This window comes from Rickettsia tillamookensis (assembly GCF_016743795.2).
In the GTDB taxonomy this organism is placed as follows: domain Bacteria; phylum Pseudomonadota; class Alphaproteobacteria; order Rickettsiales; family Rickettsiaceae; genus Rickettsia; species Rickettsia tillamookensis.
Genome location: NZ_CP060138.2, coordinates 307,366 through 323,078 on the forward strand (window position 1 = coordinate 307,366; position 15,713 = coordinate 323,078).

Sequence of the window (15,713 nt, forward strand, 5' to 3'; positions counted from 1 at the left end):
TAAAGCTAAAAAACTAAATACACCGCGATAATAAAAATTTATATCGTGAGTAGATACTGAAAATAATTGTGAAATTAATTCTGTATGCATCGTGTAATCTCAAGTTAAAAGCGTTAAGTAAATATAATAAGAGCATTTGGTGGATGCCTTGGCACTAGAAGGCGATGAAGGACGTAATACGCTGCGATAAGCTTCGGGGAGTTGCGAATAAACTTTGATCCGAAGATTTCCGAATGGGGAAACCCACCTAATTTATTAGGTATTGTATAGTGAATACATAGCTATATGAGGCAAACCCAGCGAACTGAAATATCTAAGTAGCTGGAGGAAAGGACATCAACCGAGACTCCGTTAGTAGTGACGAGCGAACGCGGACCAGGCCAGTGGCTTCAAAAAAATAACTAAAACAACATGGAAAGGTTGACCATAGAGGGTGATAGTCCCGTATAGGTAAAAAGTTTGAAGTCCTTGAGTAAGGCGGGACACGTGAAATCCTGTTTGAACATAGGGGGACCACCCTCTAAGCCTAAGTACTCTCTAGTGACCGATAGTGAACAAGTACCGTGAGGGAAAGGTGAAAAGTACCCCGACAAGGGGAGTGAAATAGTATCTGAAACCAAATGCTTACAAGCAGTCGGAGCAAGCGTATTTATATGTCTTGTGACGGCGTACCTTTTGTATAATGGGTCAGCGACTTAGTTTATCTAGCAAGCTTAAGCCGTTAGGTGTAGGCGTAGCGAAAGCGAGTCTGAATAGGGCGTTTAGTTAGATGAATTAGACCCGAAACCGGGTGATCTAGCCATGGCCAGGTTGAAAGCGGAGTAAAATCCGCTGAAGGACCGAACCCACTACTGTTGAAAAAGTAGGGGATGAGCTGTGGTTAGGGGTGAAAGGCCAATCAAACTCGGATATAGCTGGTTCTCCGCGAAATCTATTTAGGTAGAGCGTTATAGCGATTACCGTCGAAGGTAGAGCACTGAATGAGCTAGGGGGTCCCACAGACTTACCAAACTCAATCAAACTCCGAATGTCGACGAGTACAGCATAGCAGACAGACTATGGGTGCTAAGGTCCATAGTCGAGAGGGAAAAAGCCCAGACCGCCATCTAAGGTCCCTAAATCATGACTAAGTGTTAAAGGATGTGAGAAGACCAAAACAACTAGGATGTTGGCTTAGAAGCAGCCATCATTTAAAGAAAGCGTAATAGCTCACTAGTCTAAATAAGTTTTCTTGCGCCAACAATGTAACGGGGCTCAAGTCATGTACCGAAGATGCGGATTTATGCATTTGGCATAAATGGTAGCGGAGCGTTCCGTAAGCCTGTGAAGGTGAACCGTAAGGTTTGCTGGAGGTATCGGAAGTGAGAATGCTGACATAAGTAGCGATAAAGAATGTGAGAAACATTCTCGCCGAAAGTCCAAGGGTTCTTGCGTAAAGTTAATCTGCGCAAGGTTAGTCGGCCCCTAAGATGAGGCTGAAAGGCGTAATCGATGGGAATCAGGTTAATATTCCTGAACCTGAAGGATGTGACGAAAATAGTAAATTGTACAGTCTTATTGGATTGATTGTGCAGTGAATATTTTCCAGGAAATAACACCTTCATTATAGACCGTACCCGAAACCGACACAGGTGGACAGGTAGAGTATACCAAGGCGCTTGAGAGAACGATGCTGAAGGAACTAGGCAAATTGCATCTGTAACTTCGGAAGAAAGATGACCTGTATATGGGCAACCATGTGCAGGTGGCACAAGCTAGGGGGTAGCGACTGTTTATTAAAAACACAGGGCTCTGCAAAGTCAATAGACGACGTATAGGGTCTGACGCCTGCCCAGTGCTGGAAGATTAAAAGGAGGGGTGCAAGCTCTGAATTGAAGTCCCAGTGAACGGCGGCCGTAACTATGACGGTCCTAAGGTAGCGAAATTCCTTGTCGGGTAAGTTCCGACCCGCACGAATGGCGTAACGATTTCCCCACTGTCTCCAGTATCGACTCAGCGAAATTGAATTCTCCGTGAAGATGCGGAGTTCCCGCGGTCAGACGGAAAGACCCCGTGAACCTTTACTATAGCTTTGCACTGGTGTTAGGAATCAGATGTGCAGGATAGGTGGGAGACTACGAAGCGAAGGCGTCAGCCTTTGTGGAGTCACCCTTGAGATACCACCCTTTTGGTTCTTGACATCTAACCGAGATCCTTGAATCAGGATCCGAGACAATGCATGGTGGGTAGTTTGACTGGGGCGGTCGCCTCCCAAAGAGTAACGGAGGCGTGCGATGGTTAGCTCAGGTTGGTCGGAAATCAACTTTTAGAGTGCAATGGCATAAGCTAGCCTGACTGCGAGTCTGACAAGACGAGCAGAGACGAAAGTCGGTCATAGTGATCCGGTGGTCCCGAGTGGAAGGGCCATCGCTCAACGAATAAAAGGTACTCCGGGGATAACAGGCTGATGATTTCCAAGCGTCCATAGCGACGAAATCGTTTGGCACCTCGATGTCGGCTCATCACATCCTGGGGCTGGAGAAGGTCCCAAGGGTTCGGCTGTTCGCCGATTAAAGTGGTACGTGAGCTGGGTTTAGAACGTCGTGAGACAGTTCGGTCCCTATCTGCCGTGGGTGTAGGAAGTTTGAGAGGATCTGCCTTTAGTACGAGAGGACCGAGGTGGACGTACCCCTGGTGGACCAGTTGTCATGCCAATGGCACAGCTGGGTAGCTAAGTACGGAAGGGATAACCGCTGAATGCATCTAAGCAGGAAACCCACCTCAAAACTAGACTTCCCCATTAGAGCCGTGGAAGACCACCACGTTGATAGGTCAGGTGTGGAAGCACAGTAATGTGTGTAGCTAACTGATACTAATAGCTCGATTGATTTACTTTGCTGTGAGATTACATATGCATATAGTGTTAATTCTATAAAAATGTAGTATCAACTCACAAAGTTATCAGGTTAAATTAGCTTTATCGATGAATAAAAATGTTGTTGCATGACTAAACTTGTCATTCCTGCGAAAGCAGGAATCCAGATATTATAAATCTTTCTGGATACCGTGGTCAAGCCACGATATGACATTAACCATGCAGCAACATTAACAGCAAACTATAATACAAATCTGTTTTTTAAAAGTTTGTATTGCTAGCTTGGTGGTTATAGCATGAGTGAAACACACGATCCCATCCCGAACTCGAACGTGAAACCTCATAGTGCTAATGGTACTATGTCATAAGGCATGGGAGAGTAAGTCGCTGCCAAGCTTGCAATGCAAATTTTTAATTATCTTTCTTTCTCTTTATGAGATATTTTATATTCATAATTCTCATCCTCTTCTGTATTAGTAATGCTTACGCATTAAAGAATAAACATCAACTTATTTCCCGCTAAAATCTAACATAGAAATTAAAAAATTATTTAAAGAGAAAAATACTGATCAATTTATTTTAGAGTTACCAAATGGCACAGTAATTAATGAAGGTGGAATTTTAACTCAGGAAGGTTATATTCTACAAGATACTCAAACAAGCTTAGGTGATCAACATCGTTTATTAAATAAAAAACGAGATATTAATACAGAAAATCCTTTATATTTTAATGGAAAATTAGCAGTAATTTCATCTTCTGGTTCTGAAAATTGGTATCATTGGCTGCTACAAATTTTACCTAGATTAATTATATTAAAAGAATCGGACCTTGAATATGACCGTATCTATATTAATAATTTAAAATATTCATGGCAAATTAAGTCATTAGAAATAGTATTAAATTATTTAAATATACCGGAAGATAAGCTTTTTGTAGTAAATAGTGACTGTATAATTCAAGCTACTAGACTAATTATTCCATCTGTACCGTTTATTCCGGTAAAAGGTATGCCTTTGCCTTTATGGTTAAAAAAAGATTTAAGAAATATTTTTATTAAAGATAATAGTAAAGCATACGATAAAATATATATTTCTCGTAAATACGCTTCTACCAGAAAAATAGTTAATGAAGAAGAATTAATAGAAAAAATTGAGAAACTAGGCTTTAAGATAATATATCTAGAGCTATCCTCGCCGTATGAACAGGCTCAGCTTTTTAATAAAGCAAAAATAATAGTTGGACCGCACGGATCAGGATTTGCTAATCTTATTTTTGCGGCTCCAAAATGCAAAGTAGTAGAGATTGATCACGGCACAACTCCTCCTAGAAGTTTTTATAAAAGAATGGCAAATTATATGTCATGTGATTATTATCCTTTTTACGTAGATCAGACAACAGAAGAGCATTTAGAAGACGATATAAATATCAATATTGATGAATTTATTAAATTTCTTAGGTCTATCTGTAAATAAATTTTAATTAGCTTTAAAATGGATTCCAGCTTCCGCAGGAATGATATTAGAGTCTGATTTCATACTACAAAGTAACTCTTTCTAAGCAATAAAACAAAATAACTTGACTTCAAGACATACGATATATTATTAATGGATTACTTATAATATTATTGAATTCTAAATGTCTAAAGTTTTCGTTAAAGATTTAGTTGTTTTTATAACCGGTGCTAGCCGAAAAAAAGGTATAGGACGAGCTCTTGTTGAAGAAGCAATAAAAAGGGGAGCAAAAAAAGTTTATGCTACGGCACGGAATATCTCTCAATTAGATGATCTAGTTGCAAAATTTCAAGGAAAAGTAGCTCCTGTTGAATTAGATGTAACTAACTTAGAGCAAATTAAAAAAGTTGTTCAAATAGCAAAAGATACTCAGGTTTTAATAAATAATTCCGGAGCGGTAGGGTTTACCGGTTGTATTCGTAATTACAACGAAGAAATAGCCCGCCAAGAGATGGAGATTAATTACTTTGCTCCGTTTCGTCTTATAAATGCTTTTTCAGAAAATCTTATAAAAAATAGTAATTGTGCTATAGTTAACATAATTTCTATTGGAGGATTGTATCCATCTCCGGTACATGTTACTTATTCAGCTTCAAAGGCGGCTCTATATTCTTTGACGCAAGCTATTAGAATAGAAATGATGATGTATTCGCATTTTATTCCTGTTTTTGGTGTTTATCCTGGTCCTATTGATACTGATATGGCTGAAGATATTGAAGTGAAGAAAGAAACCCCTGTTAATGTAGCTCTTCGTGTTTTTGATGACATGGAGCAGGGTATATTAGATATTACGACAGATGCATTATCTGATAATTTTGTAAGTTATTTAAAAAAAGATCCTCAAATTATTGAGGCACTCAAGAAAGAATTTAATAGAAAAAACTAATTATATAAATATTATGACTGATACTAACTTAAATAAAGCAATATCTTATTACACAGCTATGCGTGATAAAAATTTTGATGAAATGGCATCATGTTTACATCCCAACATTAATTTTATAGGTCCATTATCGATTATGGATGGTAAAGAATCAGTTGTAGAAGCTGCTAAAAATTTCTCGATGTTTTTTAAGAACCTTACAATTCGTGAAAAGTTTCATGACGGAGATAAGGTTATGTTAGCACTGGATTTTGATTGTCCTGAACCTATAGGTATTTTCAGGGGTGCTTCATTATTATCTTTTAATGAAAATCTTATTTCTCGAATAGAATTATTTTATGATGCTCGTCCTTTTGAAAAGAAAAAAGAAGAGATTTTTAATTAAAATCAATTCCTAAAATCATTATTTAACAAATAAGCCGTACTATTCATTTCATTTAGTCTTGAGATAGTGCGTTTGAATTCTGCGGCTCGTGCTGAACCTTGATATATTTTATTTGGGTTATCTTCTAAGCTCATAAATAAGAGTATTTTATAGAAATAGGCATTATCGATAAAATTGATAAATCTAACGGCTGTATTTGTATCATTAGCATCGATAGTATGAATATTCCCCACTATAATAACGTTGAAATTTTGACAAATATTAACATAATCGATATAGCTTAAGTCTCTTGTAAATAATTCATTATAATCTGTTACTAATATTCTTTTATGTACTTTTTGAAAGGATATTTCTCTACCTAGAACCTGTATATTTTGAGAAACGAGATTATTATCACTAATATCTGTGATAATTTTTTCAAGTTTGTTTTGGTTTTCTAAAGTTAAGGGATAAATTATCCTTGCCCCTTTAACTCCTAACGCTTTATCAAATCGATAATCATGCTGATTATCTAGATATTTAACGTAAAATGTATTATTGATTATCTTTATAAAAGGTAAGAAAGATTCTCGTTGTAATCCGTCTTTGTAAAGATTATGGGGACTCGTGTTAGAGGTTATAAAAATAAAAATATTTTGCTTTATTAATTCATTAAATAATCTACCGATTATCATTGCATCGGTAATGTCTTTAATTTCAAACTCATCTATACATAACAGTTTAGTATGTTTAGCATAGTTTTTAGCAATTTTAGGAATGATATCTTTTTGATTTTCTGTTTGTAATTTATGCATAGATTTATGAATTTCCTGCATAAAGTTCTGATAGTGTATTATTATTTTAGGTATGCTTATCTCTTCAAAAAAAGAATTCATAAGCATAGTCTTACCGCTGCCCACTGGACCGTATAAATAAATCCCGCTTTTTAAATTTTTTTGATTAAAGAACTTAAATAAGCTCTTAGGTTTGTTAAGTTCTGCTGCTAGTTGTTTTAATTCTTCTAATAATGCAGCTTGTTTTGAATCTAATATTAATGAAGTAGAGAATTTTATCATCCAAAATATTTCTTCTCTAGTTTGTTATAGGTTTTTTCTAAAACCGGTAGATATAATTTAATATTTTCAAAAACTCGTTGTGCATCTTCATATTTATAAACATGAGAAGTAATATTACGATCATCAAGCATTCCGAGCCATAATTTCTCATCATCAATAAGACTAAACTGAAAAGCTTTACTTAGGACATCTTTTGGAGTATTACTTTCAGTCTTTTCGTGTTTAAGTATTTTTTTCAAGGTTTTCCAAAATAATTCAATAACAAATTCAAATCTTTGAATAGCAGCATCTAGAAAAATAGGTTCTTTATCGATTTTAGTTCTTTCTATAACCTCGTGTAAACGCTGTATAGCTTGCCCTAGTGCTAGGAAAGAATCTTTCCAAAATATTTCTTTCATTAGTATGAACCTTTTTTATAAAGAATTTTTTTAAAATTAATGATATTTTGTTTAAACTTATCATCATCGTTTAATGTATCGAATCGTACACAATCTATTTTTAAAAGTGTATCTGCATCATCTATTATGTCTAAAACTTGATACCAATCATCTTTATTTGCATTAGGACAAAGGATGGCGATATCAATATCAGCACGCTCATGATTATCACCTCGGCTGCGTGAGCCAAAAAGCCAAATCTCTTCTATAAAGGGTAATTTGGTTAGATTTATAAAAAAAGAATATTCTTTAATATTGCTCATATCTTCCTATACAAAAGTGTTGCATCGCCGTAGCTGAAAAAACGCATTTTTTCTTTTATAGCATATTTATATAATTCATGCATCTCTTTAAATCCGGCAAAAGCACATATAAGCATAAATAAAGTAGATTTAGGAAAATGGAAATTAGTAAGTAACATATCGGCTGTTTGGAATTTAAAGCCCGGGGTTATGAAGATATCGGTTTCAAAGCTACCTGTCTTTATGATGCCGTTATTGTAAGCACTCTCAAGAGTTCTAAGCGAGGTAGTGCCGACTGCAATAATGCGTCTTCCCTCTTGCTTTGCTTTGTTGATGATTTCAGCAGTTTCAGGAGTAATAGAGCAATATTCGGTGTGCATTTTATGCTCATGAATATTTTCGGTTTTTACAGGTAAAAAAGTTCCCGCTCCCACATGTAATGTTAAAAATGCGGTTTGCACTCCTTTTTCTTTAAGCTTATCAAGTATATCCTTTGTAAAATGCAAGCCTGCCGTCGGTGCTGCAACCGAGCCTTCTATTTTACTATAGATTGTTTGGTAGCGTAGAGTGTCTAGCTTTTCGTCATTGCGAGGCGTTTTTTGGGACGCCGTGGCAATCTCAGGATTTTGTAACGAGATTGCCGCGTCAGGACTGCGTCCTTCCTCGCAATGACGTCTAATATAAACCGGTAGCGGCATCTCGCCGTACTTGTCCAAAAATTCAAATACAGAAATATCATCAAGTTCAAATTTTACTTTAATCTCACCCATCGCAAGTTTTTCAGTAATAATTACCTTATGATTATCAAAAATAAACTCATCACCGATACTAAGCTTACGGGCAGGCTTAGCAAAAGCCGACCATAGATTATCTGATAATTTTTGATTCAAATTTATTGTAACATTCTTCCCCAAATGTAACTTAGCTTTTATCACTTTACTGTTATTAAAGACTAACAAGTCACCTTCTCTTAAGTAATCTAGTATGTTATAGAATTTAGTTTTAATAGGCTTTGTCCCGGCAATTAATAAATCCGAGTGATCACGCTTATCAGATGGATATTGTGCGATAAGCTCGCTTGGTAAATCAAAGTCAAAATCAGATAATTTCATTATAGAATATTAGCAGTTAAACAAAGTGACTATAATAACATATTACGATGCTTAATTTAAGGTTTTATTTTATTGACTAGTTATTAATAAATTAATTCTTTATTGACTAATTGATTTTTTTCTGTATGATACAAAAACATTATTAATTCATTAGGTTCTGTGAAGCTTTTTAATTGATTTGCTATTTTGAGGTATTTTTTAGCGAAAATTAATAAGATTTTTGAAGGAATAGTTATTCATATTTCAAAAAAATCTTATAATTTGCAGCAAAAAATAACCAAAATTTAATCTTTTTAAAAAGCTTCACAGAACCTACTAACAAGGGGAAAAATTATGAAGAAACAAGCAGAAAAAATAGAAATAACCGATGATATAATTAAGAATAAGTTTGATGAGATATTAAGCGGTAAAGATATAGAAGTACAACAAATTATGGGATTTAATAATATAGATGAAATAAAAAGATATGAATTTTTAAGAGAAAATTTTGTTAAAGAAGTAAAATCCTTAATTAATAATCTAAGTTATAGTAGTAATCCACTTAAGGTAGCTTATAAAGTAGCATATAATTTCACTGGCAAAATGGCGAAGGACCCGATACCTGTTATATATAGTGCAATCGCGGATAATGATATTGATTTAGTGGAAGCGTTATTAACAAGTTTAAGAGTGGATCCAAATACAGAATTTAATCAATATCCAACTAACACCTTTTTAGAAGCTGCTTTATCGCGGAATAAAGAAATGGTTAAGTGTTTACTTAAAAAAGGAGCAGATCCGATTTTTGGTTTTTATAAGATGATAAAAGAGAGTAAAGCAGCTGCAGAAATGGGCTTTGATAATATAGAGGATTATTCCAAAGCTAAAGCTGCAATAAATGATAACTTAATACCCGAAGAAGAGAAAAGCACATTAAATGCTAAAATAAAAAAACATGAATTTTTGAGAGAAAGTTTTATTACAAAATTTAAAGTCTTTATTGAAGATCCAAATAAAAATACTTGTGATGCGTATTATAAAGTATACTGCGATATAGCTACAATAACAAATAATCCCGAATATTTTACAGTTAAAGCAATTCAGCAAGGTGATTACGATTTAGTTAATACTTTGTTAACGGCTTTCAGTATTGCTCCAAATAAAGTAGCTTACGTATTGAGTGATAGCGGGTGTCTTTTATATTTTGCGTGTATTAATCATCAGAAAGAGATAGCCGAGCTTTTAATTAAAAAAGGAGCGGATGTAAACTTTAGTGATAATTATTATAAACCACCTTTATATAGTGCTATAGAAGCAGGGCACTTGGATATGGTAGCATTTCTACTTGAAAATGGGGCCAATCCTAATTACATGGGAAACCAAATTTTTTCTTGTTTAGAAGAAGCTACTTTCAGAAACCAAGATATAGCTATAGTAACCAAGTTGCTTGCTTACGGTGCTAATATGGAATTTAAAAGTAGTACAAAGACTGTATTTGAAACATTAACATCTTTAAGTAGCAGTGATCAGGGGCAGGATAAGCAAAATAAAATGATGAAAGTATTTTTACAATACGGAGCTAATCCGGAGGGGCTCGATCCTGACTGTCAAAGGTTCTATGACATGGAGATAATGTATAAACCTCTGAGAGCTCTTTTAACTCTTGAATCCGCATTTCGTCGGAATGATTACACAGCAATTAAGGATATTGACAAGAAAGATTTAGCTGAATTCATTCAATGGAAATCAGAAATATGGCCTGTTAAAAATGTTTCTAAGAATGAGTATATTAAAAATCTATCAGAGCTGATTACATTTTCAAAACAAGTGCAATTGGATTCGGATGATTCTATAAAACAACCGCTAATAAAATTAAAAGAAAAGATAGATAAATTGGCACCGTCTTTGAAGTTTCAATGCCTTGTAAAAACTGCAGATATTATTAAAGGTGATGTTGAAGGTACGATAACATTTGATAATGAGCTAAAGTATAATACTATAATGGACTTACTGGAAAAAAACGGGTTTCAAGTTGACGTAACAGGAAAAATAGAGGAACATGCTGCCTAAGTTTAAAGTTTTTTTCGGTGTCATCCCGTGATTTATTCACGGGATCCAGTTACAAATACTAATATTATTAGTATTTGTAGTTGTTTTACTGGATACCGTGGACAAGCCACGGTATGACAGTAATTGCCTCACACTATCAATCCTTTCACTTGTGAGTTCCATAATTTTTGATATAGCTTACTATTTTTTAGTAATTCTGCATGGCTACCGTCATCGATTATACTACCTTTTTCAAAAACTAAAATCCTATCCATATTAAGTAAAGTAGATAATCTGTGAGCGATAACTATCACGGTTTTATTTTGCATTAAATAATCCATTGACTCTTGAATCAGGCTTTCCGTCTCGCTATCTAAGCTACTTGTTGCTTCATCAAGAATTAAAATAGGAGCATTTTTTAAGATGGCTCTTGCTATGATAATTCTTTGACGCTGACCGCCTGATAAATTATTGCCCCGCTCTCCGCACATAGTATCGTAACCATCCGGTAGATTATCGATAACATCATGAATATGTGCAGATTTCGCTGCTTCTATAACCTCCTCAAGAGTTGCTTCTTTTTTTCCGTATCTGATATTTTCCAAGATAGTACGATGAAATAGTACCGGTTCTTGCGGTATAAGGCTAATAGCTTTTCTTAGAGAATCTTGAGTTACGTTTTTAATATTTTGATTATCTATTAAAATCATCCCTTCTTCTATATCATGTAATCTAGTGAGTAAACTAATAAAAGTGGTTTTCCCTGAACCGGAAAATCCAACTAATCCAACTTTTTGCTGGCTTGGGATTAACACTGATTTGTTATAAAACAGATTATTATTATGATGATAATTAAACGTAACATTTCTAAATTCAATAACCCCTTCTTTGATATCTAAAGGAGTAGCGTTTTCAATATCAGTTATAATATGCGGTGCCATTAGGGATAAGCCTTGATTAAATGCTCCGACCTGCTCGAACATATCGCCTATTTCTTGCGTTAAATCCCAAATATCGTCTGCTACATTTATACATAATGTTAGCACTAATACGCAATCACCTATGCTTATAGATAATTCGCTACGAAGTTTAGATAAATAATAAATCATTATAAAAATCATTATTGAGCAAGAAGTCCCAAGAGCATAACGCAATTTGAACATAAAGAATTGCATAGTCTGCTCATCAGCCACGGCATTTTCTACTCTTGTTTCTAGATGTTGACGTTCAAATTTATGGGCTGTAAACATTCTAACCGCATTAATGTTGCTAATGGCATCTACGACACTGCCTGCAACAAAAGACTGACTTCTAGCATAATTTAATGAGTATTTATTGATTTTATCCGAGAAAAGAACGCTAAGTCCTAAAAAAACCGTAATCCATAAAATAAATATCGTAGCAAAAACGTAATGTACGGAATATAAAGCAACTAATGCAAATACAATAATAGCAAGCTTCCGAAGAATTTTTTCGCCGAATATCGAGATGATCATCTCAAACGACCTTGCAGTTTCGGTAATACGATTACTAATATGTCCAGCTAGATTATCTTGAAAGAATTTATGGCTATGATATTGAGTATAATTATAAAGTTCATTTAATATTTTCCCTTTTATTACGGGCATAGTTTTTAGATACAAATAATCATATGAACGATATGTTATATTAATACTCTCCCACCAAAGAGCATAAAATACTGCCCAGTAAATCATAGAAGATAAAAGGTTATTAGCATTCTCATCGCCAAAAGATTCAATTAAATCAATGATTTTTTGAAGTAATATACTATCAATTGCCGGAATCATACCGAATAAAATACAGATCGCAGTTAATAAAGTAATTTTAACTTTATCGAATTTTAAAAAATAAATACCTAAGCTAAATGTTGATTTAGATAAAGTAGGGTATTTTATCACGATAATGTACCTCAATTTTAAAATAATATATTAATTCGTGTTATTTCGGAGCATATTTTAATTTAATTATTTTGCAAAAATATACCTAAAAATATTAAATCTATGGAAAAATAATAAACAAGCCTTGCTTCTTACCTTAAATAATGCTACAAAATTCAGAAAATAACTTCAAAATCATTAGAAATGCAAGAAAAAGAATTATCTAATAATTTTTTAGAAGAACAAGAAAAGTCTAAGGAAGACGATTCTCCGTTCTTTGATGTAAAATATATTTGTCAAGCAAGTTTATTAATTACGGATTCTATCCGAAAAGGGTATGATGTAACGCAATTGCCCAATGGTGATATTAATGTTACAGAAGTAAGAATAGTAAATGTTCATTATAATTGGAACTCCGAAAAAGGAAAATTTGTTAAAACTAATCAGATAGAATTTAATAATAGCAAAGGTGGATGATTAAATCAAATATTGTATTGATGTTATTGTGTACTTCAGTTTTTTCGTCATTGCAAGCGGGCATTGCTCGTGTGATACCAAATCGTCATTGCGAGCAAGCCGTAGGCTGCGTGGCAATCTCATGAATAATAAGAAACTCCTGAGATTGCTTCGTCAAAATTTTCAATTTTTTCTCGCAATGACGTTGAATCTTAAAACAGCAGCTTAAATATGGAATTTGATCAAGTATTATTATCGAGGATTCAGTTTGCCTTTACCATAAGTTTTCATATAATATTTCCTGCTTTTACTATAGGGCTTGCAAGCTTTTTAGCGGTAATTGAAGGATTATGGTTAAAAACAAAAAAGCCGGTTTATCAAGAAATATACAAATTTTGGGTGAAGATCTTTGCCGTTACTTTCGGTATGGGAGTAGTTTCGGGCGTTGTAATGTCTTATCAATTCGGTACTAACTGGTCGAATTTTTCAGATAAGGTTGGAAATGTCCTCGGTCCGCTTCTCGGTTTTGAAGTATTTACTGCCTTTTTCCTCGAATCTTCTTTTTTAGGTATAATGTTATTCGGCTTTAATAAAGTCAGTAAAAAAGTACATTTTATTTCTACGTTAATAGTTGCCGTTGGTACTGTAATCTCAGCTTTTTGGATACTTGCAGCTAGTAGCTGGATGCATACGCCTGCTGGTTTTGAACTGCGAGGCGAAGGATTCTTTTATCCGTTGAATTGGCTAGAAATTATCTTTAATCCTTCTTTCCCATATCGCTTTTTTCATATGATTACGGCGGCTTATTTAACTACTTCTTTTGTTATCGGGGGTGTAGCTAGCTTTTATTTACTAAATAATCGTTATAAAGAGCATGCTAAAATTATGCTTTTTATGGCGGTGTTAATGGCATTAATTGTTGCACCTATTCAAATATTTATCGGTGATCTGCATGGTTTAAATACTCTTAAATATCAGCCGGTTAAAGTTTCGGCTATGGAAGGTATTTGGAATACGGAAAAAGGAGCAGCTTTTAATCTTATCGGCTTTCCTGACGGGGAAGAAGAAAAAACAAAATATGCTGTAGAAATACCTTATGCTAGTAGTTTAATCTTAACGCATAGCTTAGACGGTGAAGTGAAAGGATTAAAAGAATGGACAAAAGAAGAGCGTCCGCCGGTGCTAGTCGTATTTTTTAGCTTCCGTATTATGATAGGAATCGGTTTCTTAATGGTATTTACAGGTATTGCGGGGTTATATCTTTACTTGAAGAAAAGATTATATACTACGCATTGGTTTCAATATTGGTATATATTAATGTCGCCTTCAGGTTTTATTGCAGTACTTGCTGGTTGGTTCGTAACCGAGGTAGGTAGACAACCTTATATAGTATATAATATTTTAAAAACCGTGGATACGGTATCACCGGTACTCGGCAAATATGTATTTATTTCTCTAATTGCTTTTGTAGTAGTATATGTGATCATTTTCGGAGCGGGTATATATTATATAATGCATTTGATAAAGAAAGGGATAGAAGCGATAGATAATAAAGAAACGTACGGAGAGATTGGTTTGAATAACCCATTATTAGAAAAGTAATAAGCTTATGTTAAATTTTGCACCTTATATAGATTTACCGCTTGTTTGGGGTGGGCTTATAGCTACCGCTATTTGTTTATATGTTTTATTAGACGGTTTTGATTTAGGAGTAGGAATCTTATTTCCGTTTGCACCTACCGATGATTGCCGTCATAAAATGATCAATTCTATTGCTCCTTTTTGGGACGGTAACGAAACTTGGTTAGTACTTGGCGGCGGTGGTTTATTTGCAGCTTTTCCGCTCGCATATTCCTTATTAATGCCGGCCTTATATATTCCTATTATATTAATGTTACTTGGCCTAATATTTCGTGGTGTAGCTTTTGAATTCCGTTTTAAGGCTCATATAGGTCATCGTTATATTTGGGACTATGCTTTTCATTTCGGTTCTATGCTTGCTGTTTTTTGTCAAGGTTTGATGCTTGGCACGTTTGTCCAAGGAATAGAGATAGAAGGACGAGAATTTGCAGGAGGGGGCTTTGATTTTCTTACTCCTTTCTCCGTTATGACAGGGATAGCATTAATATTCGGTTATGCACTCTTGGGTGCTACTTGGCTTATTCTGAAAACAGAAAAGAAAACACAAGATTGGGCTTATAAATCTGCTTTATATATTTTATTTTACGTTGCACTTTTTATGGGACTTGTAAGCTTATGGGTTCCTTTCTTAAATAACCACATAAATCATCGTTGGTTTAGTGTACCTAATATTTACTATTTATCGATTGTACCTATTGTAACGGCTTTAATATTTATTAAGTTAATTAAAGCCGTTAAGCAAAAAAAAGAAGTAAAGCCGTTTATTTATACGATCTTGTTATTTTTATTAGGATATTTAGGGCTTGCTATAAGTATATGGCCATATATCGTTCCTTATAAAGTTACGCTCGAAACCGCAGCAGCAGCGCCGGAGTCACAGTCTTTACTGTTGATAGGGGCTGGGATATTCCTACCTGTCATACTTGGCTATACTTTTTATTGTTATTATATATTCCGTGGCAAATCATCTCATCATCCGATATATTAAAAAAATAACCTCTTGTCTAAAAGGGTGGCAATGGTTTATTATTCTATGGCTCAGCGGATTATTATCTACGCTACTTTTAACTTATATAGTTAAGTTGGTGTTTAAGATGATAGGGTAAAGTAAGTAATTAAAATAGTCATCGTCATTGCGAGGAGAAACTGTAAGTTTTGACGAAGCAATCTCAGGATATTTGACAAGATTACCACGCTCCTTTTAGTCGTT

The 15,713-nt window shown here is 34.5% G+C and carries 12 protein-coding genes and 2 rRNA genes; 9 read left to right on the forward strand and 5 right to left on the reverse strand.

The annotated features are described in order from the left end of the window. The first annotated feature begins 115 nt into the window (after positions 1-115). From H6P87_RS01430 to H6P87_RS01450, 5 genes are all read left to right on the forward strand, one after another. Positions 116-2,876: ribosomal RNA gene (locus tag H6P87_RS01430) — 23S ribosomal RNA — on the forward strand. Positions 2,877-3,135: 259 nt separating this feature from the next. Beyond that, positions 3,136-3,250 (forward strand): 5S ribosomal RNA (rrf, locus tag H6P87_RS01435). Positions 3,251-3,664: 414 nt separating this feature from the next. Further along, on the forward strand, positions 3,665-4,327 hold the full coding sequence (locus tag H6P87_RS01440) for a glycosyltransferase family 61 protein (RefSeq protein WP_246438088.1): 663 nt from the start codon (positions 3,665-3,667) through the stop codon (positions 4,325-4,327). Positions 4,328-4,490: 163 nt separating this feature from the next. After that, positions 4,491-5,252: an SDR family NAD(P)-dependent oxidoreductase gene (locus H6P87_RS01445; RefSeq protein WP_202069740.1), complete on the forward strand. Its 762-nt coding sequence runs from the start codon at positions 4,491-4,493 to the stop codon at positions 5,250-5,252. A 13-nt stretch (positions 5,253-5,265) separates the two neighbouring features. Continuing rightward, positions 5,266-5,634 carry a nuclear transport factor 2 family protein gene (locus H6P87_RS01450; RefSeq protein ID WP_202069741.1) on the forward strand — a complete coding sequence of 123 codons (369 nt, stop codon included), beginning with the start codon at positions 5,266-5,268 and terminating at the stop codon, positions 5,632-5,634. A 2-nt stretch (positions 5,635-5,636) separates the two neighbouring features. On the opposite strand, the gene zapE is transcribed toward H6P87_RS01450, so the two are convergent. The 4 genes from zapE to queA are packed head-to-tail and all read right to left on the reverse strand — an operon-like array spanning position 5,637 to position 8,480. Continuing rightward, the gene (gene zapE / locus H6P87_RS01455; protein WP_202069742.1) at positions 5,637-6,689 is read right to left on the reverse strand and encodes a cell division protein ZapE; all 1,053 of its coding nucleotides are present in this window, start codon (positions 6,687-6,689) and stop codon (positions 5,637-5,639) included. Beyond that, positions 6,686-7,087 carry an HI0074 family nucleotidyltransferase substrate-binding subunit gene (locus tag H6P87_RS01460; RefSeq protein ID WP_202069743.1) on the reverse strand — a complete coding sequence of 134 codons (402 nt, stop codon included), beginning with the start codon at positions 7,085-7,087 and terminating at the stop codon, positions 6,686-6,688. The genes zapE and H6P87_RS01460 overlap by 4 nt, the downstream gene beginning before the upstream one ends. Then, positions 7,087-7,389 (reverse strand): nucleotidyltransferase domain-containing protein, encoded by a 303-nt coding sequence (locus tag H6P87_RS01465; protein ID WP_202069744.1) that lies wholly within the window; start codon positions 7,387-7,389, stop codon positions 7,087-7,089. Before H6P87_RS01465 ends, H6P87_RS01460 begins: the two co-directional genes overlap by 1 nt. Next, positions 7,386-8,480 carry a tRNA preQ1(34) S-adenosylmethionine ribosyltransferase-isomerase QueA gene (queA, locus tag H6P87_RS01470; RefSeq protein WP_202069745.1) on the reverse strand — a complete coding sequence of 365 codons (1,095 nt, stop codon included), beginning with the start codon at positions 8,478-8,480 and terminating at the stop codon, positions 7,386-7,388. The genes H6P87_RS01465 and queA overlap by 4 nt, the downstream gene beginning before the upstream one ends. 333 nt (positions 8,481-8,813) lie before the next feature. Between queA and H6P87_RS01475 the strand changes: the two genes are divergently transcribed. Then, positions 8,814-10,529, forward strand: coding sequence for an ankyrin repeat domain-containing protein (locus tag H6P87_RS01475; RefSeq protein WP_246437995.1), 1,716 nt, complete (start codon positions 8,814-8,816; stop codon positions 10,527-10,529). A 128-nt stretch (positions 10,530-10,657) separates the two neighbouring features. On the opposite strand, the gene H6P87_RS01480 is transcribed toward H6P87_RS01475, so the two are convergent. After that, positions 10,658-12,427, reverse strand: a complete 1,770-nt coding sequence (locus H6P87_RS01480) for an ABC transporter ATP-binding protein (protein ID WP_202069746.1) — start codon at positions 12,425-12,427, stop codon at positions 10,658-10,660. A 183-nt stretch (positions 12,428-12,610) separates the two neighbouring features. Here H6P87_RS01480 and H6P87_RS01485 point away from each other — a divergent pair, with 183 nt between their 5' ends. The 3 genes from H6P87_RS01485 to cydB all read left to right on the forward strand — a co-directional run bounded on the left by H6P87_RS01485 (position 12,611) and on the right by cydB (position 15,491). Further along, the gene (locus H6P87_RS01485; protein WP_010976947.1) at positions 12,611-12,883 is read left to right on the forward strand and encodes a DUF2671 domain-containing protein; all 273 of its coding nucleotides are present in this window, start codon (positions 12,611-12,613) and stop codon (positions 12,881-12,883) included. Positions 12,884-13,093: 210 nt separating this feature from the next. Continuing rightward, the gene (locus H6P87_RS01490; protein ID WP_202069747.1) at positions 13,094-14,464 is read left to right on the forward strand and encodes a cytochrome ubiquinol oxidase subunit I; all 1,371 of its coding nucleotides are present in this window, start codon (positions 13,094-13,096) and stop codon (positions 14,462-14,464) included. Positions 14,465-14,471: 7 nt separating this feature from the next. Beyond that, positions 14,472-15,491, forward strand: coding sequence for a cytochrome d ubiquinol oxidase subunit II (gene cydB, locus H6P87_RS01495; protein WP_202069748.1), 1,020 nt, complete (start codon positions 14,472-14,474; stop codon positions 15,489-15,491). Positions 15,492-15,713 lie beyond the last annotated feature (222 nt).

Coding starts and splice junctions, on each gene's coding strand:
- H6P87_RS01445 (WP_202069740.1), top strand. CDS start 4,491: ATGTCTAAAGTTTTCGTTAAAGATTTAGTTGTTTTTATAACCGGTGCT.
- H6P87_RS01450 (WP_202069741.1), top strand. CDS start 5,266: ATGACTGATACTAACTTAAATAAAGCAATATCTTATTACACAGCTATG.
- zapE (WP_202069742.1), bottom strand. CDS start 6,689: ATGATAAAATTCTCTACTTCATTAATATTAGATTCAAAACAAGCTGCA.
- H6P87_RS01460 (WP_202069743.1), bottom strand. CDS start 7,087: ATGAAAGAAATATTTTGGAAAGATTCTTTCCTAGCACTAGGGCAAGCT.
- H6P87_RS01465 (WP_202069744.1), bottom strand. CDS start 7,389: ATGAGCAATATTAAAGAATATTCTTTTTTTATAAATCTAACCAAATTA.
- queA (WP_202069745.1), bottom strand. CDS start 8,480: ATGAAATTATCTGATTTTGACTTTGATTTACCAAGCGAGCTTATCGCA.
- H6P87_RS01475 (WP_246437995.1), top strand. CDS start 8,814: ATGAAGAAACAAGCAGAAAAAATAGAAATAACCGATGATATAATTAAG.
- H6P87_RS01485 (WP_010976947.1), top strand. CDS start 12,611: ATGCAAGAAAAAGAATTATCTAATAATTTTTTAGAAGAACAAGAAAAG.
- H6P87_RS01490 (WP_202069747.1), top strand. CDS start 13,094: ATGGAATTTGATCAAGTATTATTATCGAGGATTCAGTTTGCCTTTACC.
- cydB (WP_202069748.1), top strand. CDS start 14,472: ATGTTAAATTTTGCACCTTATATAGATTTACCGCTTGTTTGGGGTGGG.